Annotated in this window: 17 protein-coding genes; 11 read left to right on the top strand and 6 right to left on the bottom strand. The window is 55.2% G+C overall.

What is annotated here, in order from left to right; all coding sequences use genetic code 11:
- Window positions 1-79 precede the first annotated feature (79 nt).
- On the top strand, window positions 80-2,752 hold the full coding sequence (locus B7994_RS12125; RefSeq protein WP_088638733.1) for a hypothetical protein: 2,673 nt from the start codon (window positions 80-82) through the stop codon (window positions 2,750-2,752).
- Between the two features lie 14 nt (window positions 2,753-2,766).
- Here B7994_RS12125 and B7994_RS12120 read toward each other — a convergent pair whose 3' ends face one another.
- Window positions 2,767-3,819 (bottom strand): hypothetical protein, encoded by a 1,053-nt coding sequence (locus tag B7994_RS12120; protein ID WP_088638732.1) that lies wholly within the window; start codon window positions 3,817-3,819, stop codon window positions 2,767-2,769.
- Window positions 3,820-4,051: 232 nt separating this feature from the next.
- Between B7994_RS12120 and B7994_RS12115 the strand changes: the two genes are divergently transcribed.
- Window positions 4,052-5,815 carry an Ig-like domain-containing protein gene (locus B7994_RS12115; protein ID WP_233143199.1) on the top strand — a complete coding sequence of 588 codons (1,764 nt, stop codon included), beginning with the start codon at window positions 4,052-4,054 and terminating at the stop codon, window positions 5,813-5,815.
- 7 nt (window positions 5,816-5,822) lie between these two features.
- Here B7994_RS12115 and B7994_RS12110 read toward each other — a convergent pair whose 3' ends face one another.
- Window positions 5,823-7,061, bottom strand: a complete 1,239-nt coding sequence (locus tag B7994_RS12110) for a hypothetical protein (protein WP_088638731.1) — start codon at window positions 7,059-7,061, stop codon at window positions 5,823-5,825.
- A gap of 100 nt (window positions 7,062-7,161) precedes the next feature.
- Window positions 7,162-8,817 (bottom strand): glycosyl hydrolase, encoded by a 1,656-nt coding sequence (locus tag B7994_RS12105; RefSeq protein ID WP_088638730.1) that lies wholly within the window; start codon window positions 8,815-8,817, stop codon window positions 7,162-7,164.
- 178 nt (window positions 8,818-8,995) lie between these two features.
- Here B7994_RS12105 and B7994_RS12100 point away from each other — a divergent pair, with 178 nt between their 5' ends.
- Window positions 8,996-9,844, top strand: a complete 849-nt coding sequence (locus B7994_RS12100; RefSeq protein ID WP_088638729.1) for a TIGR02147 family protein — start codon at window positions 8,996-8,998, stop codon at window positions 9,842-9,844.
- On the top strand, window positions 9,841-11,103 hold the full coding sequence (locus tag B7994_RS12095; protein ID WP_088638728.1) for a hypothetical protein: 1,263 nt from the start codon (window positions 9,841-9,843) through the stop codon (window positions 11,101-11,103). Before B7994_RS12100 ends, B7994_RS12095 begins: the two co-directional genes overlap by 4 nt.
- Here B7994_RS12095 and B7994_RS12090 read toward each other — a convergent pair.
- The gene (locus B7994_RS12090; RefSeq protein ID WP_088638727.1) at window positions 11,100-11,951 is read right to left on the bottom strand and encodes a TIGR02147 family protein; all 852 of its coding nucleotides are present in this window, start codon (window positions 11,949-11,951) and stop codon (window positions 11,100-11,102) included. The genes B7994_RS12095 and B7994_RS12090 overlap by 4 nt on opposite strands.
- A gap of 184 nt (window positions 11,952-12,135) precedes the next feature.
- On the opposite strand from B7994_RS12090, the gene B7994_RS12085 reads away from it, so the two are divergent.
- Window positions 12,136-14,688 (top strand): Ig-like domain-containing protein, encoded by a 2,553-nt coding sequence (locus B7994_RS12085; RefSeq protein WP_144063878.1) that lies wholly within the window; start codon window positions 12,136-12,138, stop codon window positions 14,686-14,688.
- A 94-nt stretch (window positions 14,689-14,782) separates the two neighbouring features.
- Complete coding sequence (locus tag B7994_RS12080) at window positions 14,783-16,495, top strand: carboxypeptidase-like regulatory domain-containing protein (RefSeq protein WP_233143198.1); 1,713 nt, start codon at window positions 14,783-14,785, stop codon at window positions 16,493-16,495.
- Between the two features lie 16 nt (window positions 16,496-16,511).
- On the opposite strand, the gene B7994_RS12075 is transcribed toward B7994_RS12080, so the two are convergent.
- Together B7994_RS12075 and dnaA are read right to left on the bottom strand one after the other, a co-directional pair.
- On the bottom strand, window positions 16,512-17,612 hold the full coding sequence (locus tag B7994_RS12075) for a CapA family protein (RefSeq protein ID WP_088638725.1): 1,101 nt from the start codon (window positions 17,610-17,612) through the stop codon (window positions 16,512-16,514).
- Between the two features lie 10 nt (window positions 17,613-17,622).
- Window positions 17,623-18,954: a chromosomal replication initiator protein DnaA gene (gene dnaA, locus B7994_RS12070; RefSeq protein WP_088638724.1), complete on the bottom strand. Its 1,332-nt coding sequence runs from the start codon at window positions 18,952-18,954 to the stop codon at window positions 17,623-17,625.
- 419 nt (window positions 18,955-19,373) lie between these two features.
- On the opposite strand from dnaA, the gene B7994_RS12065 reads away from it, so the two are divergent.
- Genes B7994_RS12065 through murC form a run of 5 tightly spaced genes read left to right on the top strand, consistent with a single transcriptional unit; the run spans window position 19,374 to window position 24,348 of the window.
- Window positions 19,374-19,847 carry a hypothetical protein gene (locus B7994_RS12065; protein ID WP_144063877.1) on the top strand — a complete coding sequence of 158 codons (474 nt, stop codon included), beginning with the start codon at window positions 19,374-19,376 and terminating at the stop codon, window positions 19,845-19,847.
- On the top strand, window positions 19,840-20,976 hold the full coding sequence (locus tag B7994_RS12060; RefSeq protein WP_088638722.1) for a squalene/phytoene synthase family protein: 1,137 nt from the start codon (window positions 19,840-19,842) through the stop codon (window positions 20,974-20,976). The genes B7994_RS12065 and B7994_RS12060 overlap by 8 nt, the downstream gene beginning before the upstream one ends.
- A gap of 14 nt (window positions 20,977-20,990) precedes the next feature.
- Entirely contained in the window at window positions 20,991-21,620 is a 630-nt protein-coding gene (gene lspA, locus B7994_RS12055; protein ID WP_088638721.1) for a signal peptidase II, read from the top strand.
- A gap of 2 nt (window positions 21,621-21,622) precedes the next feature.
- Window positions 21,623-22,900 carry an RluA family pseudouridine synthase gene (locus B7994_RS12050; RefSeq protein ID WP_088638720.1) on the top strand — a complete coding sequence of 426 codons (1,278 nt, stop codon included), beginning with the start codon at window positions 21,623-21,625 and terminating at the stop codon, window positions 22,898-22,900.
- 17 nt (window positions 22,901-22,917) lie between these two features.
- The gene (gene murC, locus B7994_RS12045) at window positions 22,918-24,348 is read left to right on the top strand and encodes a UDP-N-acetylmuramate--L-alanine ligase (protein WP_088638719.1); all 1,431 of its coding nucleotides are present in this window, start codon (window positions 22,918-22,920) and stop codon (window positions 24,346-24,348) included.
- Window positions 24,349-24,366 lie beyond the last annotated feature (18 nt).

The raw sequence follows: 24,366 nt of genomic DNA, 5'->3' as shown, positions 1-24,366 counted from the left end.
CGCGGACAACTGGAAATTTCTTTTACCCTACCCCCGGAGCAAATCCGAGGGTATTTTTGTGGGCAGAAAGGAGTTATGTATGGGATGTTTGAACTCTATTCGCGTATTGGGCCTCTCGGCGGCGCTTGCCTTTGCCGCATCGCCCGTCATCAAGGTCGATTTTGACATGAGCGGCCGTAATTCAAGCGAGGTAACCGAGCCGAATTATGTGCCGTGGGTGGTTTCGGGTGTCGCTTCGAAAGATACGACGCTTTCGGGCGTGAAGGTGAATGTCGCCGGAAGCGCGAACCTCAAGGCCAACTGGTACAAGGCCGGGGTGCAGTCCCCGAGCTATGCGCGCCTTGTGTGTGACGGCGTGATGGTCGAAGGCGGCGGGGCGATTACGCTCACCTTCTCGAATCTTGCGGCAGGGACGCACAGCCTCCTTTTGTACCTGAACAATGTCGATGGGACGGCGGTAAGCAACAGCATCGATGTCTATGTGAACAACTCGAAGCAGACGTCGGTCAAGCCCACGAATCGTGCGCTCTCGACAGGCGAGGCGGCGATTGCCTACGTGACTTTTAATGTAAGCGGTACGGGTGCCTCGACCGCGATAAAGTTGAATACGGGCACGGTTACCCTGAACGGCTTTGAGCTGAACGTGCCCAATGCGGCGGCACAGGCGACAGGGCCTTCGCCTGCGGATCTGGATTACCACGCTCCGCACGAAAGCGGGGCGCTGACGCTTTCGTGGACGGCGGCGAAGTCGGCCGTAAAGCATCGCGTCTATTTCGGGACGGATTCGGCGGCTGTGCTTGCGGCAACGCCTTCGAGCACTGCGGTTTACAAGGGTGAACAATCCGGCAGTTCGTATAAGGTGAGCGGTACGACTCCGCTCCAGACATACTACTGGCGCGTAGATGAGGTCGATGCGAACGGAACGGTCACAGCAGGGAATGTCTGGTCGTTCAAGCCGGGCCGCGTCGCGTTCGAAGGTGCCGAAGGTTATGGCCGCAACGCCCTGGGTGGCCGCGGTGGCAAGGTGGTGTACGTGACGAACCTGAACGATGACGGTGCGGGTTCCTTGCGCGAGGCGTGCACGGCAGAAATTGGCCCGCGTACCATCATGTTCAAGGTGTCGGGAATGATCCAGCTGAAATCGCGTTTGGTCTGCAATCAGGATTACGTGACGATTGCGGGGCAGACGGCTCCCGGCAAGGGTATTACCATCAAGAGTGCCCCCATTGGGTTCACGGGCAAGGACATGGTCATCCGCTTCATGCGCGTGCGCCTGGGCTACGGCGCCACCTACGACGGCATGGGGCTCACCGGCGGCGACCACAGCATATTGGACCATGCGAGCATCAGCTGGACGATTGACGAAGCCTTCAGTAGCCGAGGCGGCAAGAACCTCACGCTGCAGCGCACACTGATTTCGGAGGCGCTGAACATTGCGGACCACCAGAATTATCCCGTCGGGACGGGACACGGGTATGCGGCGACTATCGGCGGTGATATCGGCAGTTTCCACCACAACCTGCTTGCGCATAATGCGGGCCGCAACTGGAGCCTGGGCGGTGGCCTCGACGGGAACGGCTACTACGCGGGTCGCCTCGACATATTCAACAACGTTGTCTATAACTGGGTGAGTCGCGTGACCGATGGCGGTGCGCACGAGGTGAACTTCGTGGGCAATTACTACAAGGAGGGCGCCGCCACTACCTTGCACGGCTATACATTGCGCGCGCAGTTCGAAGGTACGGGCAAGGGCTCGCAGGCGTATTACTACCACAACAATATTCTCGAGGCTGCGGGCGGCACGTTCACCTGCGACGGCACCAACGACAATTGCGGTCGCGAGTATTCGCTTTCCGGCGGGCAGGTGCTGGATTGGGAACCCTGGAACAGCAAGCCCTTCTTTGCCTCGTATGCGACTGTCCAGAGCGCGAAGGCCGCCTACAAGGATGTGCTGAGCGATGTGGGCCAGCGCATGCCGGTACTTGACAATCACGACACCCGCGTGATAAACGAAACCAAGAACGGAACCTACAGCATGAAGGGTTCCGTGGGCGGCATGGCGGGCATTCCCGACCGCGAAACCGACGTGAAGGATACGGCGAACATCAAGGGCTGGGAGCCTTACCCGAGCGAAATCCGGGCCGACGACTACGATAGCGATTTGGACGGGCTTCCGGACTGGTGGGAAAATATGTACGGGTACAATCCGAAGTCGAAGAGCGGTGACTTTAGCGAAGCGAACAGGGACCGCCTGGGCGATGGCTGGACGGAACTGGAACGCTACCTGGAATGGATGGCCCGCGCGCACTACACCTTCGCGAAGGGCGAAACCCAAGTGATAGACCTTTCGCAGTTTACCCGCGGTTACGACGGCGGAACCTACACCGTGTCGGCCCCGAGCGGCGTGACGGCGACCGTGAGCGGTTCCAGGTTGACGGTGAAACTCGCCGACAGCTTTGCAGGTGCGGACTACGTGCAGTTTACGCTGAAGGACAACGCGGGCGATACCTTTAGCCGCTACATCGGCGTGACGCAGGGACTTGCCGTGAACGCTTCGCAGGGCGGACAAGACGAAAACGACACAACATCTGTTGTCGCGGGCGATACGACTGCGACAGGAGATTCTACGACCCTGATTCAGGACCTCCGTCGTGCACGCCCTGCCGATATGCGCGGGGCTGCGCATAAAAATTATCGCGACCTGAAGGGCCGCCGTTTCGACAGGCAAATCCCTTACAGGGTAATGTTCTAGGTGCGGTTCCTTTTTTACTCGCCGTAACTGTACGGGGCGCGCACGGTGATGACCAGGCTGTCGGTCTTGAACGAGCCCTGGTTCCCGAGACGGAACGTTGCTTGCCATATGTTCAAGAAACTAGCGTCGCGGTAGGCTTTGTCGGCTTCGTAGTTGTTCTTGATGCGCGAAGTCGAGAACATGTCGGCGATGGCGACGTCTTGGGGCAGGCCAGTCGCCGTGAAGTGCAGGCAGCCTATGTCCTTCTGCTCCCATCTTCTAGGGAGGATGTAGAGCGTGTCCCCGTTGCATTTCTCGGGCGATTCGGCCATGCGGAAAGAACAGTTGTTGTTCTTGAGGGCCTCGCGCCGGGTAGAATCGTCCATCCAATCGGGGCACGAGACGCATTTGTAGGCAGTGTCGAGATCGTAGTCGTATTCGTAGTCTGCGATAGAACATTTCTCGATGGTCTCGAACTCGGTGCCACTTGGCAGTTGCGACCTGTCGAAGTTCGTGTCGAGCGTGTAGCCCTCTAGCGTGTCAAGCCCCTCGGGGAACGAGAAGTAGGTCGTATCGTGGTCGCCGGCAGAAACCTTATGGTATATCTTTGCGTATAAATTAAGGTCTATGTCAAACTTTTTCTCTTCGCCTTTTATGTCGACGAGGGCGAATCGTAAGTGGTTGTCGCTATCGGGGGCAAAGTTTATGCCGTAATTGTAATGCCTGTTGTAGTAATCAAAAGGCGGCATGTTTCTAATAGAATCGCTGTCACCCACCTTGATTTTCGTGACGCATGCGGGGTGTACCGAATCCGCGCTCTCGTTCTCGAGCAGCTTGCAATCGAGCGTTTCCAGGTACACGTTTGTGATGGAGTCTGTTGCGGTGAACGAAATCTGGAGTGTCGTTGGACGGTGCAACATTTCTGCTGCGGGGAGGCAGGTATGGTTATCGCAGTAGTCGTAGACCGGATCCATTCCCAAAATGCGACCTTCGTCGTCTACGAGGATGAGGTTCCCGTTGGCGTCACAGGCCCCGAGGATGGTAGCGACGATTGCGGTCGCTGAAAATATGGCGATTTTCTTGTGCATATCAGAAAAATAACAAAATAGGGGCTGCACAGATCGCTGTTTCGCAAATAGCCTGACAAGGTGCAAGAATGCAGAGATGGAATGGTTTCCGGGTATGCTGCCGTAGTCCGTAGACAACGTTAATGCGCTTTCGTAGGCCCGTTTCAGGAACTTTTAGTATATATTTATGTACGGCGGATTCCGGTGGTTCGGAATCCTGCCTAGAAAAGGTATGGGAAATATGGGCTTTGGTTTGCATAAGGGATTGCCGGTTTCGGCGCTTTGCCTAACAGTGTTTGGTTTTATCGGGGCAGGTGCCGAGCCGCTGGCTTTTCCGGAGGCGCTTGGTTTTGGTGCGCAGGTCACGGGTGGTCGTGGCGGCAGCGTTTATCACGTGACGAACCTGAACGATGACGGTGCGGGTTCCTTCCGCGATGCGGTGAGCCAGGGCAACCGTATTGTGGTCTTTGACGTGGGTGGCATCATCAACATCAAGACGGCAGTTTCTATCAAGAGCAACATTACCATCGCGGGGCAGACGGCTCCGGGCGAGGGAATCGCCATTCACGGTGGCAAGCTCAGTACTGGCAAGCAGAATAACATCATCATCCGCTACCTGCGAATCCGTCCGGGCGAAAATACCGCGTCCGAAAAGGACGATGCGCTCAACCTTTACGATTCCAAGAACGTAATCGTGGACCACTGCTCGGTGGAACTTGCACCGTGGAACAACTTCGGCGGTTCTTCGGACAATGCAAGTTACCGCGTTACGGGCATTACGGTGCAGAACTCGCTGATTGCAAATCCTATCGGGCAACAGTTCGGTGCGCATATCGAATCGGTGGATGGCACTTGGGCTTGGTACTACAACGCCTTCGTGAACACGCACAACCGAAACCCGCTTGACAAGATTAACGACGTGTTCGTGAACAACATCCTCTACAACTTCGAGGCGGGCTACACGACGCATACGAGCACGCACTTCAATCACGATATCGTGAACAATTACTTTGTCTATGGCCCGAAGGGGAGTAACCCGTGGTTCCAGGTAGACAAGAACCAGAGTATCTACGCGAGTGGCAACATGATTGACACGGACCGCGACGGAAAACTGAACGGCGGGCCTTCAAGCATTTACTACTACCAGGGCGTGGGCGAGGAACTTGCGAAACCCTGGAGCGAACTCACGACATCGGGCCCGATGCTCTCTGCTGCAAGCGCTTGGCGCTATGTGACATCGCAGAGTGGCGTGCTTCCGTACGACGACATCGATTCGCTGGTGTGGTACCAGGTGAATACGCTTGGAACGGCCGGTGCGCTCGTGAAGAGCGTGGGCGCGATGGGGCTCAAGACCAATAACGGCTGGGGAGAGGTGATTGCGGGGAAGGCCGCGACCGATTCCGACAAGGACGGCATGCCGGATTACTTCGAAGATGCTCTTGGTTATGACAAGTCTAAAGATGACGCGATGACCAAGGAAAGCGATGGCTATGTGCGCATCGAGAAGTATATCAACTGGCTGGGTGCCATGCACGCGACGGCTGCGGGCGGGAAGTCTCTCGATTTCGACCTGCGCACGATAACGCGCGGGTTCAAGGACGTATCGCCGACCTACAGCGTCTCTGCTGCAGAAAACGGAACCGTGGAACTTGCGGGTGACGGCTATACGGCGCGCTTTGCGCCCAAGGCGAATTTCAGCGGGCTTGCCTCGTTCAAGTACACCGTGAAGGGTAACGACGGTACCGAATATACGGGCCGTGTTGAAGTGCTGGTGGAAAAATCTGCAGGTGTGGATAATCCGACCGTGCAACCGCAGGACACGACTGCGCGCGATACCTCCGCGACCGACACGACATCTGTTGTCGCCGGTGATTCTACGGCGACGGATTCGACGACCGTGATTCGAGATTTTCGCCGCGCTCGCCCTGCCGAAATGCGCGGGCCTGTGCACAAAAATTACCGTGACCTGAAGGGCCGCCGCTTCGACAGGCAAATCCCCTACAGGGTTTTGTTCTAGGTATAGACTAGAATTGATGCCCTGTCAGGTCGAATCGTTTGCCGTCCTTTTCGATATACAGCAGGTTTCTTTTTTTTTGAATGCGTATAGCGGTTGCGTTGCTATGCTTGGCTGTAATAGTATTTCGGATGATTGTCGTGGTATCGGATCCGTTCGAGGCGGTATCCCCTGTGGCATATAGCGGGGAGAGCGCTTCCGCCCAAAGATGGTGCATGGCTTGGCCGCCACCGTTTGCATTCGGGTGTACTCCGTCGCTACCGAGTAATTCGGGGTGTTCCTTGAAATAACCGTAAAAATCGGGACCCTGCGGCAGACCGTTATCTTCGACGAGCTTGTCAACGGCTTTCAAAAATGCCGGATTGATTTGCCAACCCGCCTTTGTGGAATCGGTCGCGATAATTCGAGCTATCACGGGCGTGATTCCGTGGGCCTTTGCAGAATCGATAATCGTTTGCATGTTGCTCACGTAGGTATTCAGGTTCCAGTCGCCGCCACCCCAGGCGTCGTTCGTACCCATCTCGATGGCCCAGAACTTCACGTTGCCCGCGTATTCCAGGTATTCGTTCAGGTGTTCCACGACTTCGGTGCTGTTGATGCAGCCGATGCCACCGCGCAACATCGCAGGGGTAAAATGAGGATGTCTTGCGTGTATCAGTTGCGCGGTGGTAGAATCGGTGTCCTGCTGCTTGATGCCCATTTGGCTGATGCTTGTGCCCATGAAGAACCACGTGTCAGTGCCGCCGTTGCTCATGTCGAAGGCCTCGATCTCGAGAATCTGGCCAACGTCGCCTTCACTCACGAACTTGAACCACGATTTGTCTGCGAATTCGATTTCGACACCGCGAGCCATTACGGGATTGTTCTTGATGCTTGCCGCCTCTACCCAGTCACCGTCGGTGCCGTCGGTTGAATTTGCGGAGGTCATGATCTTGAAGTTCGAAAGCGCGACTCCGCTATGCCCGCAGCCGCTCGTGAAGTTGGTCGCCCAGGCGCAATCACCGTAGGATTCCCAGTTGATGAGCAGTCTAGTTGGGCCTTTGCCTACGTTTATCGCGATTTCCTTGGCGTTACTGCTCTTCCAGTTGGTGAGGTAGCCGTCGGTCAGGTAGTCGGTGGTCGCGGAACCTGTATGCGCGGGAAGCCCGCCTGAAACTAGCTTGTTCGGGGAAATTGCATGCGCAAATCCCCAGGCCGATATGGCGATAACCGATGTAATTGCAATTATGTAAAAAGTTCTGTTTTCCATACACAAATCCAGGAATTGCTCTAAAGATATACTTTGAAGCTCGTTTTTTTAACAAAAAAGAACTGGGCTCAAAACAAATCGTTGAAAAATGCTCATCAAGTTATTTCTTGACGTATAGAGTGCTTTTGGTGTGGCCCAGGACTCGCTGGCGCACGATGTAGCGCCCTTGCGGGAGAGTGTTCTGGTCCTTGCCCACAAAGTGGCCGTTGATGTCGAAAATACCGACGGTTGTGGCCGTGCCGTAGAACTGCGGTGCATTCACGAGGCGCGTTGTTGACGTGTCGGTGGATGTAGTCGGCGTGTACTTGTCCCAGCCGGGCATGTCTTCGAGCGAAAGGACCCGCTCGTCATCCATATTGCTCTTCCACACGGCGTCCTTTGTCTGGCCGGGCCAGGTTCCGCTCCAGGTGCTGTACCACGGCATCCACCAGCTCCATACCGCTTCGTCGGTGTGCATGTTGTTCACGTCGGGAATGGGGCCGTTTTCGCTGAGAGCGAGAATCTTCGTGGCATTCGATGCGTTCTTGAACTTGTCGAATGCGCTCGCGTTGCTGGAATGGTCGTTTGCGCTGTTGTATATGTCGATGGAAAGCACGTCGTAGTATTCGCTGCCCGGATTCCAGGAGGTGACGGTAGAACCTTCGGGGTTGAACACCCAGATCATGTTCTTTACGCCCTTCACCTTCACCATGCGGTCAAATACCAGGCGGTAGAGAGCCGCGAACTGCTCGCCCGAATTGATACTCCACCAGAACCACTTGCCACCCGCTTCGTGCAGGGGACGGAAAATGCCCGCCACGCCTTCTTTCTGCAGTTCGAGGAAGTAGTCTGCGATGTGGTCGATGTCGGCAACGATTCCCTTGTAGGCGGCACTTTCGGTGTTCCATTCGGTGGTGCCGCTCTTGAATGCGGTCGCGAAATCGAAGGTCGTGTATCCCTGGCCGTTGTCTGCGCCCTGGATATAGAACGCGTCATCCTTGTCGAGCGGGTCTTTCCAGTGCCAGGTGAATGCGGGAATGCCGCCAGCCTTCCAGAGGCCCTTTGCAATGGAGATGGCCTTGTCGGTGTATTCCATGTTCCAGCTGCCGGAAGCGTTCGGGCCTGTCGCAAAAAGGAAGTCGAGGCCGACGAGTACCGGGTACTTGCCCGTGCGCGTGTAAATGTACTTCACGTCGTCGTGGGTCTTGAAGTCGGCGCCCAGCGTGTATCCGCTCATGTCGCCGGTCATGATTCCGCTAATCGTCTTCTTGCCGAAGTTCTCGCGCAAGAAACTGTAGAGCTTTACCGCACTTTCGGTGGCGTTCGGGGTGACCGGGGTAGCGGAGATTTTGAAAGCCGCAGATTGGTAGGGCTCTACGTCGATATAGTCCACGCTGATCCAGCCCCAGTATTTTTCGAGCGAGATGGTGTTCGTGCCCGCCTTGAGAGTGACGATGGTTGAAACGTCGGACCAACCGGTGGTCGCCTCGAAATCGACTGTGCCCGAGGTGGCGCCGTTTACTACGATGTAGTTCGCTTTGAAATCGCCCGCCTTGTAGCGGATGGTCACCTGGTACTTGCCTGCCGTTTCGGCAGATACCCCTTCAAAGGTGATGTTGCCTTCCTGCATGTCGGCGTAACCCGTGCCCGAGACGCCCGAGGCGTTGATTTTTTTAGAACCTCCGGAGAGCGTTGCGGATTCCGCCTCGTATTTGGTGGCGAAGGCTACAGTTGCGAGGGTTGCCACGAGAATAATGGCCGTTTTTCTTTTAAACATTAGAACTCCTTGATACACCATTGTACCCTTAATCTATGTTCTAGGCGGTATTTTAATGAGTTTTTTTTCGATCATATGTGGACAAAAATGTCAACATATCTGTAAAAAATCAACAAAAAATAGCCGTAAAAATTGATTATTTTGACAATAGAAACTATATTATTGGGGTTGGTAAACCATGTTCGCAAGAAACAAAATCAACATATACGACTACACTGACTACCGTAAGTTCCTGCAGGACTTCTACGAGTTCGAAAAGTCGCTTGATACGACCTTCAGTTACCGGGTCTTTGCTGCTGCGGTCTGTATTGACGCAAGCCTCCTGGTGAAGATTTTGCAGGGGAAACGTCATGTGTCCTCAAAAGGCCTTGAGACGTTTGTTGATTTTTTCCGTTTCAAGGAGGCGAAGGCGGAATACTTTCGCGAGATGGTCGCCTATGGCAAGGCAAAGACCGACGAAGAAGTGCGCAAGCATTTCGAGGCACTCCAGAAAATGCGCCCTGCCAGTTGCCGCGAGCTTGACGAGGCACGTTACCGTTACTTTCAGCAGTGGTACTACCCGATGATTCGCTCGGCACTAGATGTGTTCGATTATCGTGGCCCGCAAGATGCCGACGCACTCGGTGAAGCCTGCATTCCGAAGCTAAACGCCTCTCAGGTCGAGAAGGCCGTTGAAGCCCTGCTTCAGTTGGGGCTCGCCCGCCATTGCAAAAACGGTCGTGTGGAGCCCACCGAGGCACACCTCCGCACGCAGGAACACTGGCTGAGTGCCACCATCAGCGATTATCAAGGCTGTATTGCGGAACTAGCTCGTGATTCGATAGCAAATACCCCCAAGGAAAAGCGCGATATCAGTACGCTTACCATGGCGCTCGACTCGAATCAAATCCAAAAAATCCGCGATATCCTTGCCGAAACGCGAAAAGCCATCGTAAATGTGGTCAATGCGATGCCCGCGCAGATATGCGACAGCGTTTATCAGTTAAATTTCCAGTTGTTCCCGATGATGAAAAAGGAAGAACGATGAGATTGTCCCAGGAGTTTAGGAGTTATACACTTTTTTGCATCGCGTTCGGCATTGCGCTGGTCGCGTTCTCGGGCTGTTCCGACAGCGGGTCCGGGACTGCGGGAGCCACGAGCGAGACGACGAACGGGATTGCCGTCGCGGTGTACGACGTGGATCGTCACCCGGTTCCTCAGGCTCGTGTTACTTTGTACCAGCGTTCCGGTGCCGTTCGCGCAGAAAGCCCGTCCGAAGACGTGGAGGACCAGAAGGTGACGCAGTTCCTCCCGTCCTATGTCTCCGCACTTGAAACCGCCACTGCGGATGATTCCGGAATGGTGCAGTTCGAGACTCGACTGGACGAGTGCCAGAATGCAAGGTGCTATGTCGAAGGAATTGCCGGCGAGGACTCCTCGCTCATGGTGTGGACAAGGCTCAAGGCTGCGGATTCTACGATGAATGAAATCGAACTTCTGCCGTCCGTTTCGCTTACGGTGCGCACCGGTGCGGCTGACTCGGTTGCCGCAAGTTCGCTAGGTTCGGTTTTGCTAGACGTTTCCCCCTACTATGCAAGACAAGAAGGGAACGAGTTCGTGTTTCCGCATGTCCCGGCGGGAAAATATACCGTCGTTATGTGGGACAATCCTGTTGCCGATGTCTCGCTCGATGCGGGTGCTACCGTCGATACGCTCATGCACATTTGGGAGTTGACCCGCGAATATGTTTTCGAGGATTTCGACGATGGCGACAGCCTGAACAACATGACGAAGGACTACCCGAATTACGGCTGGTACTACATGCCGCACAAGGGTGCTTCCTTTGAAAGCCCCGACAGTGCGGGCGGCTTTGCGAGTGCGCTGGTCGATGATGGTACTCGCGGGAAGTATCTTTCGATGAAGTTCACCATCGCCGATTCGGGCTACGTCATGCTCGGGACGCATCTCGGGCTTGATACCGGATATTACGATCTAAGCGCACTTTCCGCAGTCCGTATGAAGGTCCGCGGGGACTGCATGTTTGCTGTTGCGCTTGAACATTACCGCGAAATAGCAAACAACAACTACAATAAGGCGCTGTGGTTTGCAAAGGCAAGCGATGAATGGACAGAGTTGGTCTTACGGCCTGGAAATGAAACGTTGGACGATAAGAATTACCAGGTCGCGTGGGGCGAAATCTCGAAAGAGATTGGCATATTCAGCATCTTTATATATAATGGCTCCCACCTGGAAATAGACGAAATCGTATTCGAGGGGATCGATACGGTTGGAGTGCCTGCTCCCTAGTCTTTCCCGCCGACAGGGAACAGCGCAAACTGTAGCTGGAAAACCTTGTCGCTCGATTCGTCCTCTTCGGCGATGAGCGCAATCTCCTTGCGAAAGGCATTGATGCGTTCTACAATGCGCTCGTAGCCTTCTTGGCTTATACCGAGGGTGAGCCCCGAAATATGGCGTGTGCCCGGCGGGTCGCGGTCGATGGAATCGGCGGCGAGCTTTAGGCACTGCTGATGGTACCCTCGGAGCGCGAGTCTCGACGTGCGGTCTCCGGTGGTAATGGCGCTTTCTGTCAATTCGTATTTGCCGTCCTTGCCCTTCTTGATGAGCTGGCAGTCTTCGAGCAACTTTACGGACTTCTTCGCTTCTTCGGCGGTGATGTGCGGGTGAACTTGCTTCGCGAGTGCTTCGTAATTGCCGTCAAAGCCGTACATGCCGATAAGGCTGCGGATGGTGAGGTGTCTCCAGTCCGAATACACCATGTATTGTGCGTGTCCCAAAACGTGCTGCTTTTCGGCGAAGCGAACCACCTTGAGTATGGCCTGCATTTCTTCGAATGCGCCGTTGCGTTCTTCGGTGGTTTCTGCCTGGGTAAACTTGACGAGCACTATGAAAAATTCTGTCTCGTGTTTGCCGAGCCTAAGGCCGCTTGCGACCTTGGAAATGCTCTGGCTCGAAAGGTTCTTGTCGCCGTTCATCACGCGGCTGATGAAATCCTTGGCCTTGAAACCGATCTTGTCCGAAAATACACGGAGAGAGAAGGCGGGATTCGCCTCCTTCTTGGCGTTGTAGTAATCTTTCAGAAATTCCCGGTAGTCCAGGTATTCGAAGATTTTTTTTGACGGTTTCTTTTCGCCCATGCCCTAAATGTAAGAAAAATGCTCGGAAGAGAATGCGTCGGCCATGTTTTCTCGTTGTCCAGAAACAACGCTAAATCGGGATGTCAAAAGAAAAGTGTGGGCGAAATCACTTTTACAAGGTAGATTTTACCTAGTTCCCGCGAAAGTTGTGCAAATGTTTGCGTTGTCCGGGAAAGGGTGTATTATGATAAAAAGGATGTTTGGAACCGTGGCGTGCGGAGTGTGGATTGCCGCCGCGGCGATAAGCCCCTCCGAGGTGGTGTCGCTTCCGGGCGACGCCGCCTACGGTGGTGGCGACAAGGTGGGTTCGCAGCTGGTGGCCGCGACGTACAATGCGGGCGAAGGTCCGGGTATCTGGATTGTGGCCGATGGCGGCTACAGGCTCTACCACAATGGCGCGCTCCTTGCCGAAGACAACCAGGCGGGCCGCGTGCGCTTTGTTCCGATGACTTTCCTGCCCGGCGAGAATGCGATTTCGGTCGTGGGCGTGAACGGCCAGGGCGCTCCCGGTGTTCTTGTGCAGATTGATGACCTCGACAAGTCCTACTATTCCGGCAGCGCTTGGAAGGCGAAACCTACGGTGGGTAACAACTCCTGGAAGAACAAGGGGCGCGATCTTAGCCAGTGGGGTGGTGCGACAACCCTGAACTATGCGAGCAACAAGCTCCCGAGCGGGGCTGCCCTTACGGGATTTGCCGCGAATACGCAGGCCAAGTGGATCTGGAGCGGCGCGGAAACTGACCCGACGGCCGTCCTGCTTTTCACATTCAACGTGAAGGCCGAAGGCTTCGGCGCCAATACCACCGGCGGCGATGCGGGTAACATCGTCATCGCGAGCGATACCGCCACTATCCGTAAGCATATGCAGAGTAACGATGCGGTGACAATCCTTGTGCCCGAAGGTACTTACGACTTCAGAAAGTTCGTAGATGCGGCCACATCTGCCGCCAATTCGGGATGGACTTGGTGCAAGTCTTCTTGTGGCAACACTGTCAATTCCAACAACACCTTTTATCGTATCAGCTTTACGCAGAACAGCTGTTCCGGCCTTAGCGAACAGACCACGATGGTGTCTGCGGGCGAAATCAAGAGTTGGAGCAACTGGATTACGACCAAGGGCAACAAGAGCCTCGTGGGTATGGGCCGTGGCGCAAATATGCGCGGTGTTTCGTGGTCAAACCGTTCCTACGAAGGTGCCAAGAACAACATTTATCGCAACTTGGCCCTTTACGATGTGAACCCGCACCTTATTGAGGGGGGCGATGGTCTCGAAGTGAGCGGCAGCGGCGGCAAGGAAGTTGAAAATATGTGGTTCGACCACATCAGCTACAAGTGGATTAGCGACGGCATGGACTTGGAATATGTCAAGGGCATCACCGTTTCGTATCTAGACTATGATGGCAGCAACGAGTACAACTGCTACTATTACGATCCGTATATGCACCTGGTTGAAACGGCGCAGCTGACTTTTGCGAATGTCTATTGGCACAATTCTTTCGGACGCGTTCCCAAGGTGACGAGCGAGGCGGATGGTTCCTACGCCTCGATGGTCCACATCTACAATTCCTATGTGGATTACAACCACTGGCATGTGATTGATGCCTCCGGGAAAAGCGACAAGAAGACGCAAGTCCTTTACGAAAACAACTATGTGAAAAATCCGCAAATTCAGGTGGCCGGAAAGGATGCCTATTCCTTGATCAAGTTCAAGAATACGACGGTCACCGGAGCAAAGAGCTCCACCCCCTATAACAACAATGGAACATCTCAGGCGTCGGCGTTCAACGACAATGTCTTTACGCCTTCTTATTCTTACGAACTACGCGGCAATTCAAGCCTTCCTACCGACCTCCCGAAACTTGTGGGCGTGGGTGGCCGCTACGGCAAGATGCCCGAATACAACCAGGCTTTTGGCCTGAGCAACAAGGCGGCTAGCGTTTCTATGACCGCCCCTGCGGCAGGCGCGAAGTTTGATGTCGGTGCGACGGTGACCTTGAAGGCCGATGCGAAGGACAACGACGGTTCCGTGAAGAGCGTCGCCTTCTATGTGGGCAATACTTTGGTTGGCTCTGCGACAAGCGCTCCCTACCAGGTAGACGCGAGCGGGCTTGAACCGGGCGTGTATTCCGCGGTTGCCGTGGTGACGGACAATTCGGGTCTTTCGCAGATGTCCGCGTTCGTGACCTTCTCTGTCGAAGGGACTGCCTACCCTGAGGTTGTAAAGTGCGGTGGGGGTTCCAGCAGCCAGAGCATCAATCTGGGCGAACCGATTGTAGATTTCTGCTACACCTGGAGCGGCGCCGAGACGGTCGTGCCCGAGGGCTTCCCGACGGGCGTTACGACCAGCATCGATAAGGCAAACCGCAAGATATCCATCAGCGGGACTCCTGCGGAAGCGGGCGAGTTCGCCTTTACCGTCACGGCCACCAACAACGATTCGACTTTTGTCAAGAGCGGCCGCATCGTGGTGACCGACCCGAATGCTCCCGCGTCGTCTTCGAGTGCCAAACCGGCATCTTCTTCGGGCGAATTCGTGGAATCGAGCAGCGGAATGACCCCGATTGCTCAACGTGTAAATAGGGCGACCGAGGCCGAAACCGCCTACTACCGCATGTTCGACATGCAAGGGCGCCCGTTGTTCGCTGGCTATAAAAAGCCTGCGAAAATGCCCGCTGCGCGGGTCATCGTGGTGGAATACACCACGGCGGGCTCTATAAAATGCAGGTATTTGCAATAAATATTCCTTTTTTTTCCAATTCTTAGTTATATTGGTATCGATGAAGTCCTGTAAAAACATAAAATCAGTAACGGTCGCCTTGTTGGCGGCCTTTATGGCGTTTTTTGCAGGATGTTCTTCAAGTGACAAAGTTGCCGGCAACAGTGCCGAGACGGGTTCCCCGGAACTTGCAGGTATCTTGGTATTGGACGGCGGCAAGCCGGCCGTGAATGCGCATGTGCAGTGCGTGCCCGAGGGCTACGACGCCATGACCGATGCGGAACTTCCTGCGGCATATTCCACTGAAACTGACGACAAGGGCCATTACCGCCTGGATTCCGTACCTGATGGAACTTATGCTCTTGAAGCCTTCCACGCACAGTCGGGCAAGCGCCTGCTGGTGCGGGGTGTGAAGGTTGCCGAAGACGATTCCGTTGCCGTGAGCGATACGCTGCGTGCGCCGGGCGTGGTAAAGCTTGAATTGGTGGATTCTTATAATGAACACAAGGTCGTTGTTGTTGTTCCGGGAACGACCATCCGCAGGGAAACGTCGATTCGTGATTTTCATGAATTGGTTGTGGATAGCTTGCCTGCAGGTGAACTTGATTTGCAGATTTACTTTGACGATTTATATTGGTCGTCTGTTTTTGAAGTCGAGGTCGCTCCGGGCGATACCCAAACAATCTTGATTCCGAGCGCGATTGAACCGGATGTCGTGATTCCGCACGATTCAGTCTCCTTTACCTGGAAGGCTCCGCTTTCGCTCCCCGAGGGGGTCGATACGCTGACGTCTTCCGTGACCGATATCCCGATTGCGCTTCGCCTTACGGAAGAAAACTGCAATTTCGATTCGCTGCAGTACATTACGGGCCGCTGGGAGGCCGTTCGCATTTCGAAGGACGGTTCCCGCAGCAAGAAACTCCCGATATCCTACCATGAGTTGGCAACCCCCGGTTACGGTGTGGAAACCAAACAAGTCGTGCTCTGGGTGAGGGTGGATTCGCTGAACGTGACCGATTCCTTGGAACTTTCCTACGATGGTCTGCTTAATCCGGCCTATGCATTCGATGTGTTCCCCACGAACCGAAGCTACTCACTGGTGTGGCATTTCGGCTATGCGGTTTCTCCCCAGACGGATTATGCCGAGATGGGGGACTTTGACGGCACGGCTTTTGGCTCGGTCGATGCTGATGCGATAACCGAAGGCGTTGTCGGAATAGGAATAGAAATGGATTCCGCAGGCTCGTTCTATGTCAAGAGCTCCGCCAGGGTGGATACGACGCGCGAAGTGAACATGTCTTTTGATGAAGACGGATACTTCTGCTTCTCGACGTGGGTGGAACTCGATGCGCTCGACAAGGAACAGACCATCTTCGAGAAGGCGAAGGAGTACGCGCTGCTCTATGTTCCCGAAAAGGGCTTTGTCGTGGAAATATATCATGTGGCGAATCCTGCAGATAGCGCCGATACCGCAAGCTTCAAGGTTTCCTGGGCTTCGGGCATGGACGGAATCAAGGCGGGCGAATGGACATACGTGGCGTTCAGCAGGCGTGCGTTCGAACAGACGGTGTTCTACCTGAACGATGCTAAAGTTTCGGCCTCGCCGGAAAAATCCGATTGGGATGATACGAAGGTGACGTTCTCGCTGGAGCCCTCCGACAGAAGCGATTCTGTCGGTGTCCGCGCCTACTTCGAGGTGGGCGGCTTTACGGGCAAGCTCGACGAACTCATGGTGGGCGGCTGCTTCCGCGATGAAACCTGGACGCGCCTGACTTACCTGAACCAGAAACCCGAAAGCTACTGGCCGGTTCTTCGAACTGAGAAATAATTTCGAGCAATACTGCTTACTTGAGCGTAATCTTTCCGTCGTCGGCAATCTTCACGCCGGCTTCGGGAATGTCCTGCTCGGTCAGTTCCTTCATGAGCTTGATGCAGGCGCCCTTGTCGTCACGCGTGGGCTTGCGGTCGCCGTTGTTGCCCCTCTGAATGAACGAGTAAATCTGGCCTTCCTTGAAGTTGCCTGTCTTCTTGTCGACGGTAATCTTCACGATGGGGGCGTAACCCGTGACGCCAGTGATGTTCACGCTGGTCGATGTCGCGAAGTTCCCGAGGCTGTAGGCGATAAATTTTCCCTTGTAGAGGTCGATGGCGCGCGGCACGTGCGGGCCGTGACCGAACACTACGTCGGCGCCTGCGTCGATGGCGAGGCGTGCGAATTCGTAGGGGTTGCCGCGCTTGTCGCCCAGGAATTCTTCCATCTCGCGCGTGACATGCGTGTACTTGGATCCTTCTGCGCCCACGTGCATCGTGACGATGACGATGTCGGCGCTGTCACGCAGTGCGGCAATAGTCTTCTTGGCCTTTTCGGTATTGAACACGGTCAGCGTCCCGCTGCTTACGGAGAACGAGGCGAACCCATAGCGAACGCCGTTCAGTTCGAGGAATCTCTGTTCGCAGCTGTTCTCGAAACCAGCGTAGGCGAGGTTTGCCTCATTGAGGGCGCGCATCGTGCCGATCTTGCCTTCGTTGCCGAAGTCGCCGGAGTGGTTGTTCGAAACGCTCACGTAGTCGAAGCCCGCATCGAGCAAGTGCTTCGTGTAGTGCTCGGGTGAACGGAAGCAGTAGCAGTTGCCGGATTTCTTGGTCACGCGGCAGCAGGGTTTCGGTAGCCCGCCCTTGTTCAGGAGAGTTCCTTCGAGGTTGCCGGTAGTGAGGTCTGCATCGCGCAGGATATCCTTCACTTCGGAGAAGGTGAGTTCGCCGTCCTGTGTGGGGAGCGCGGGCTTTTCGTCGGGGTAGTTGAGGCCCATCATGATGTCGCCCACGCCGATGATGGTGAGCGATTCGCCGGCGGCTTGTTCTGCTGCGGGTGCTGTTTGCGATTGTGCGAAAACTGCGCTTGCCGCGATGGCAGCGCACAGGGCAAAGGATTTTGAGAAGTTCATCTTGATCCCGTTAGTCGTGGATGGAGTTCTTGAGGCCTTCGATGAGGCGGGCGAAAGCGGCGTCGGTTTCCATTTCCTTCTTCACGCTCTTGATGGCGTGAACGACGGTGGAGTGGTCCTTGCCGCCAAAACGTGAACCGATGCTCTGCAAACTGATGGACGAACATTCGCGCATGAGATACATGGCCACCTGGCGCGCCTTCGAGATTTCCTTGGTGCCGCGTCCGGGCTCGGTGAGCTTGGATTCGGCAACTTCGTAATGCTGCGACACGGTGTGGAGAACGGCGTCGAGGCTTACGCGGCGGCGCAGTGTCGGAGCTATTTCGGCGGCGACCTTCTGTGCGATGCTCATGTCGATGTCGTGGTTCATCAGGCTCGACTGGAGCGTGAGCTTGATGATGGCGCTTTCGAGGCTACGCACGTTGCTTGCAATCTTTTCGGCGAGGAAGTGGAGCACGTCTTCGCTGATGTCGAGGTGGCGTTCTTCCGCCTTCTTGTGGAGGATGGCTTCGCGTGTTTCTACGTCGGGCGGCTGGATGTCGACGGTGAGACCCCAGGAGAAGCGGCTCACGAGACGGTCGGAGAGGTTCTTCACTTCGCCCGCGGGAGCATCGGAGGTAAGCACGATCTGCTTGCCGGCCTGGTGCAGCGCGTTGAAGATGAGGAAGAATTCGTTCTGCGTCTCGTACTTGCCGGTCCAATTTTGGATGTCGTCGATGAGGAGAATGTCCACTTCATTGCGATAGAAATCACTCATTTCTGTCACGCGACCTTCGCGCAGGCACTTCATGTACTGCTGTGAGAAGTCTTCGCTGGTGAGGTAGCATACGCGCTTGGCGGGGTCTTCTTCGAGCACGTAGTTGCCGATGGCCTGCAGCAGGTGGGTCTTGCCGAGGCCCGAAGGTCCGTAGATGAAAAGCGGGTTGTACTGCGTACCGTACGGGTTCTTCGCGACGGCGAGGGCGGCGTTGAATGCAAGCTGGGCCTTGTCTCCGGGGACGAAGTTCTCGAAGCGGAAGCTGTTCGAAAGCGGAACGCTCGGCTTGATAAAATCCTTGAAGTTGTTGTCGACGCTCGGGGCGGCGGCCTGCTGCAGTACGACTTCCTGCGGCTGGAACTCGAATTCCATCGGGGTGTCGCTGTGGGTTGCTTCTTTCCAACCGAGCTTGATAAGTTCCTTGTAAGCGGAGTAGACCTTAGTGTCCAGTCCGGGGGGCACGGAAATCACGGCGTGGCCGGTGGTTAGGTTCACCATCTTGGTCTGTGCGAAATACGTCTTGAATACGGAATCGGAGAGCATTCCGCGTAAATAGTTCAGGCATCTTTCCCAGTCAATCTGCATATCGGTCTATCCTCGTGCGCTTGTTCCCGGTAAATTTCAAATCTATCAACAGGCGATTAAGAAATTTAATAAAAAAGGGTGGGTGTGTTGATAAGTCTGCCGGAATAACCCTAAAAATGACCTTTTTTAGGGGTCGGACTGGCAGTGTAAGTCCTTGATGTTCATTGTGTTAGCGAAAAAGCCCTTTGGCGGGGCTGAGAGTGTCTGCCTGTATTTCATTGATTGTGAACAAATTAACGGCATTGTGCGGCGTGGCGACTGGCTGGGTCGGGGGAGACCGACTTACCGAAATTTCTATATTTTTGCGCAGTATGGATCTCTATCAAGTTATGGATTATGCATTTTGGGTCCCGGTACTTTTCTGGGCCCTCCTCTATTATTGGTTCTACCGCTTTTCGTACCCCCTCTATTTGCGAAAAATGGTAAAAAAAGGGAAGAAATGGGCCTGCCTGCCAGAAAAGGTCACGAAGACCCCCGGTTGGGTGGCCAAGTTGCGAGTGAAGAACTTCGTATTTTCGCTTGTCGCCTCGCTTGCGCTTTCGGTGACGCTCTTCTGGGCTTTCCACAAGTTTGCCGTTTGCCCGCCCGAGTATGCGTTTGCCGGTATTCCTGTGTTCCTGCTTTTCGCACTTGCGCTCTACCGCGGAGCCATGCGCCGGATTTCGGCACTATTCGAGACGGCGTATTTCCTGGAATACCGCAAAGTGCGCTACCAGTCCGAAAGGAAGGGCAATTTCCAGAGCGAAACCGATGTCCATAACCGTACGGTATGGAGCTTCGCGAAGAAACTTAGGAACGCCGAGGCGCATGGCCGGTTCTGGAAGTACCTGAATGCAATGGCCAGAACAAAGAAGATTCCGCCCGATATCTATGCGGAGACGATGTATGTCTAGGAATATCTTGGATACGCTCGGTATGGGTGAGGAAGTTCTCGAAGGGAAGAAGGCGTGGCTGTACGCCGAAGAGATTCTTCTCCTGGTTTCGAGGACGTTTGCGCTTAACATCAATGTGCTCAAGGGCAAGTTGCACAAGAGCATTTTGCTTGCCTACCTTTACCTGCGTATCGCCGATACGGTGGAAGACGATCCCGACATGAAAGCCTCCGAAAAGGAAACCTTGCTCGGGCTCTTTGCCGACATATTCCGCACGCCCGACCTGAAGGAAGAGGCCGTGTCTGCGTTCGAGGGCGCCCTGCCCGAAAGCTGGCGCAAGTCTGACCACCCGTACATGAACCTCTGCCTGCATACGCACGTGGTGCTGCCGCTCCTGAAGGAACTGCCCGAGGTCTATGCTGCTCCGGTGCGCGACGTGACCATCGAGATGTGCGGTGGTATGGCGAAGTTTGCGCAAAGGCAAGAAGCGGCGCTGAGTTCGGGATGGTTTACGCTCGAAAGCGTCGCCGACCTGGATGAATACTGCTATTATGTGGCGGGCATTGTCGGGAAGTTGCTCACAAACCTGTTTGCTGCGGATACATGCCTCATCAGCGATGCACGCAAGGCCGAGATGCAGAAACTCGACGTGAGCTTTGGGCTTGCGCTCCAGGTGGCGAACATCGTGAAGGACTGCGTAGAAGATTCTACCCGCAGGGTGTGCTTTGTTCCCGAAGAGATTTGCCGTCGACACGGCTTCGCGCATTCGTACGAGATGTTCGACGTGCCGGCTGCGGGTTCGGATGGAGCTTCGGTAGAATTCCGTGCCGACTTCAATGCCCGCCGTGCTGCGGTGATGGGGGAACTTGTGGCGAAGGCGTGGAAACACCTGGACGATGCCATCGCCTATACGAAACTCGTGCCGAACGTGAAGATGCGCACCCGCCTGTTTTGCCTGTGGCCGCTCTTTATGGCGGCAGAGAACATGAAACTCATTGGCGACGGTTCGAGCCTCTTTGCCAGCGACAGGAAGGTGAAGATTTCACGCGATACCGTGAAGAAAATCGTGAAGTCAACGACTGCACATTTCTATTCGGACAAGTGGATTGAGAAAACCTATACGAATTTGAAGAAGGAGGCGGGCATCTAGCCGCCCGGTAACGAATGAAATTCTACAATAAGTGGCCGTTCCATATTGGCGTTATTGTCTTTAGCATTGTCGCTGACCAGTTGACCAAACTCTGGGCGCTTGCTCGGTTCACGAACGAGACGGGAGCGCCGAACCACGACATCATCAACGTGATTGGCGAACTGGTGCGATTCCAGTTGGTGTTCAACAAGGGGGCCGCATTTAGCAGTCGCCCGCAGGACCTGATGCCGTTCCTTTCGCCGACAGTGTTCTTCATACTGATTTCTATCGTGGCGTGCGTAGTGATGTTCTTCTTTTACAGGAATATCGACAAGCGTGACTGGATGAGCCGTCTTGGTGTGGTGATGATTCTTGGTGGTGCTGTGGGCAACTTTATCGACCGCATGCGCCTCAAGATGGTGGTGGATTTTATCGACTGCGATTTGCCGGACTTTATCATGACTCGCTTCCCGACGTTCAATGTTGCGGATTCGTTCGTAACGGTCGGTGTCGCGATAATTATCCTTTCCCCGGTGCTCTTGAAGAAGGTGCATAAGCAGATTAAGGAAGAAAAGGAAATAGAGAAGCAGAAACTTGCCGATTCCAAGACGACCGAAGCGAACCCGGAATCGAATGAGTCTGAAGCAACCGAGCCGAAGGATTAGGCATGAATTACATTGTTAAAGAACAGCATAACGGCGAGCGCATAGACAAGTTCCTTGTCGGCGTGATGGAAAACGTGTCGCGCACCGACGTGCAGAAATTGATTGCCGCAGGCGAGGTGAAGGTGGGTGGCGTTGCTGCCGCCAAGAATTTCCGCGTGGAAACAGGCATGGTTGTCGTCGTGGAAAAGCTCATCGAGAAAGAATCGAGTACGCTTGAGCCCGAAGAAATCCCGCTCGACATCGTGTACGAGGACGAAGACATTGTCGTACTGAACAAGCCTCGCAACCTGGTGGTGCATCCGGGTAACGGCGTGAGCAGGGGTACGCTTGCCGCAGGCCTTCTGCATCATTTTAAGGACAACCTGTCGCAGGTAAATGGCCCGCTTCGCCCGGGTATCGTGCACCGCCTGGACAAGGATACGCCGGGCCTCATGGTGGTAGCCAAGAACGATGCCGCCCACAGGCTTTTGGCGCACCAGCTCGAAACCCGCACGCTGCACCGCACCTACAATGCGCTCGTGTGGGGCTGCCCGCGTGACTTGGAAGGCTGCATTGACGCTCCTATCGGGCGCAATCCGAAGAACCGCCTCAAGATGGCGGTGGTGAAGGGTGGCAAGGAAAGCCGCACGCATTTCGTGGCCAAGCAGTTCTTTGCGATTGCTACTTTGCTCGAACTCCAGCTCGAATCGGGCCGTACGCACCAGATTCGCGTGCATAGCCGTTATACGGGCCACCCGGTGGTGGGCGACCCGCTCTACGATGGCCGTGAAGAAAGCCTGAACCGCGTGCCGCCCCTGATGAAGGATATCGCAGCGAAGGTTCTCGAGATGGCTCCTGCTCAGTTATTGCAGGCGGTAAAGATTGAACTCATCCACCCGCGCACGGGCAAGAAGATGAAGTTCAAGGTCCCGCTGGAAGAACCGTTCGCGAAGGTGCTCAAGTTCCTGAAGAAGGAATGCCCGGCAGATGCGCCGGTGTTCGACGAAGAGGAAGGCTTCCGCGACTTCGATGCGGACATCCGCTTTGACGAAGGCTTCGAAGAGGAAATCGATGAGGGCTCGCTCGACAAGTTCGACGAATGCGTTTTCCCGGAACTGAAGGAACGTAAGACCCGTGCCCAGCGCCATGCCGAGAAGGCGGCTACGGCCGCACACCGCAAGGCGAAAGCAGCCGAACGCAAACTCATCAAGCAGATGAAGGCTGCGCGCAAGAAGGGAATTGCGACCGAGGACTTCGTGGAACCCGGTTACGAACCCACGATTGACCCGGACTTGCTTTGATTTTGAGGTTTTGAACGATGGCTGAATCCTACTTCTTTATCGGTGTTGCTGGCGTGGGCATGAGTGCCATCGCTCAGTACTTGGCGGGCAAGGGAGTCGCGGTGAGTGGCTCCGACCGTCAGTTCGGTGAATTCCTGGCGGGCAAGTGTGAAAAGCCGCTCGTGATGGGCCAGCTCGAGGACTGCGGAATCAAGTGCTTTGCGCAGGACGGCTCGGGCGTTGTTGCCGGCTTGACCGCCGTGGTGGTGAGTACCGCCATCGAGGACACGAACCCCGATTTGAAGCGCGCGAAGGAACTCGGCGTCCCCGTAATGCACCGCAGCGAAATGCTCGCGAAGATTTCGAAGGAAGCCCGCACGATTGCCGTGAGCGGTACAAGCGGTAAAAGCACCGTGACCGCGATGATTTACCACATTCTGCAGTATGCCGGATTGCAACCTTCCGTGATGACGGGTGCTGGCCTCGTGAACCTGCAGAAGGAAGGCAAGATCGGTAACGCAGTCAGTGGCAAGGGCGAATGGCTCGTTGTGGAAGCCGACGAAAGCGATGGAACGCTCGTGCGCTACGAGCCGGAAATAGGGCTCATTTTGAATGTGGACAAGGACCACAAGGAAATGAACGAACTGCAGGAAATCTTCCTCAAGTTCAGCCACAACATTCTGGACAACGGCAAGATCCTCATCGTGAACGACGCGCACCCGCTGGCAAAGAAGTTCAGCGCGGGCCGCGAATTCGATTTCGGGTTCGAGAACTACGTGGGCGTGCAGGGCACGGACTTCAAGACCGCTGGTACGCATATCAAGTTCCGCGTGCGCCATAAGGCGGAACTCGTGAATTTCGAAGTGCCGCTCCCGGGCAAGCATAACATGGAAAATGCCCTTGCGGCAACGGCTGCGGCGCTCTTTGCGGGCGTGTCGCTCCATACGTGTGCCGACGCGCTAGCCACGTTCCCGGGCGTGTTCCGCCGTCACCAGATTCTGGGGACGTTCAATGGCGTCACCCTCGTCGATGACTTCGCGCATAACCCCGCAAAGATTGCCGCAAGCATCAGGAGCGCACAGGACTTTACCGATGGTCGCGTGATTGCCTGGTTCCAGCCGCATGGCTTCGGGCCCACGCGCTTCTTGCGCAAGGACCTTGTGGAATTTATTGCGAAGACGCTTCGCCCGAAGGACTTTGACGATGACCGCGACAACGACATGATGTTCTTCAGCGAAATCTACTATGCGGGCGGTACCGTGACGCGCGATATCAGTGCGGGCGACCTTGCCGACGACTTGTTGCTGAAGGGCTGCGAGGCCATCTACATCGAGAACCGCGACGAGTGCGCGAAAAAGATGGTGGAATGCGCCCAGCCCGGCGACACCATCTTGCTGATGGGCGCGCGTGACCCGAGCTTGCAGGCCTACGCGCAGTCGGTACAGAAACTGCTGGAAAACCGCGAGTAGTTCTCTTGACGGTTGGAG

The sequence above is a fragment of the Fibrobacter sp. UWR2 genome, assembly GCF_002210285.1.
Classification (GTDB): Bacteria; Fibrobacterota; Fibrobacteria; order Fibrobacterales; family Fibrobacteraceae; genus Fibrobacter.
The sequence above is the reverse complement of the archived record's forward strand: the minus strand, read 5'-3'. Positions and strand labels throughout refer to the sequence as shown.

Bases quoted from the DNA above. Each gene is read 5' to 3' on its own strand.
- B7994_RS12125 (WP_088638733.1), top strand. From the start codon at position 80: ATGGGATGTTTGAACTCTATTCGCGTATTGGGCCTCTCGGCGGCGCTT.
- B7994_RS12120 (WP_088638732.1), bottom strand. From the start codon at position 3,819: ATGCACAAGAAAATCGCCATATTTTCAGCGACCGCAATCGTCGCTACC.
- B7994_RS12110 (WP_088638731.1), bottom strand. From the start codon at position 7,061: ATGGAAAACAGAACTTTTTACATAATTGCAATTACATCGGTTATCGCC.
- B7994_RS12105 (WP_088638730.1), bottom strand. From the start codon at position 8,817: ATGTTTAAAAGAAAAACGGCCATTATTCTCGTGGCAACCCTCGCAACT.
- B7994_RS12100 (WP_088638729.1), top strand. From the start codon at position 8,996: ATGTTCGCAAGAAACAAAATCAACATATACGACTACACTGACTACCGT.
- B7994_RS12095 (WP_088638728.1), top strand. From the start codon at position 9,841: ATGAGATTGTCCCAGGAGTTTAGGAGTTATACACTTTTTTGCATCGCG.
- B7994_RS12090 (WP_088638727.1), bottom strand. From the start codon at position 11,951: ATGGGCGAAAAGAAACCGTCAAAAAAAATCTTCGAATACCTGGACTAC.
- B7994_RS12085 (WP_144063878.1), top strand. From the start codon at position 12,136: ATGATAAAAAGGATGTTTGGAACCGTGGCGTGCGGAGTGTGGATTGCC.
- B7994_RS12080 (WP_233143198.1), top strand. From the start codon at position 14,783: ATGGCGTTTTTTGCAGGATGTTCTTCAAGTGACAAAGTTGCCGGCAAC.
- B7994_RS12075 (WP_088638725.1), bottom strand. From the start codon at position 17,612: ATGAACTTCTCAAAATCCTTTGCCCTGTGCGCTGCCATCGCGGCAAGC.
- dnaA (WP_088638724.1), bottom strand. From the start codon at position 18,954: ATGCAGATTGACTGGGAAAGATGCCTGAACTATTTACGCGGAATGCTC.
- B7994_RS12065 (WP_144063877.1), top strand. From the start codon at position 19,374: ATGGTAAAAAAAGGGAAGAAATGGGCCTGCCTGCCAGAAAAGGTCACG.
- B7994_RS12060 (WP_088638722.1), top strand. From the start codon at position 19,840: ATGTCTAGGAATATCTTGGATACGCTCGGTATGGGTGAGGAAGTTCTC.
- lspA (WP_088638721.1), top strand. From the start codon at position 20,991: ATGAAATTCTACAATAAGTGGCCGTTCCATATTGGCGTTATTGTCTTT.
- B7994_RS12050 (WP_088638720.1), top strand. From the start codon at position 21,623: ATGAATTACATTGTTAAAGAACAGCATAACGGCGAGCGCATAGACAAG.
- murC (WP_088638719.1), top strand. From the start codon at position 22,918: ATGGCTGAATCCTACTTCTTTATCGGTGTTGCTGGCGTGGGCATGAGT.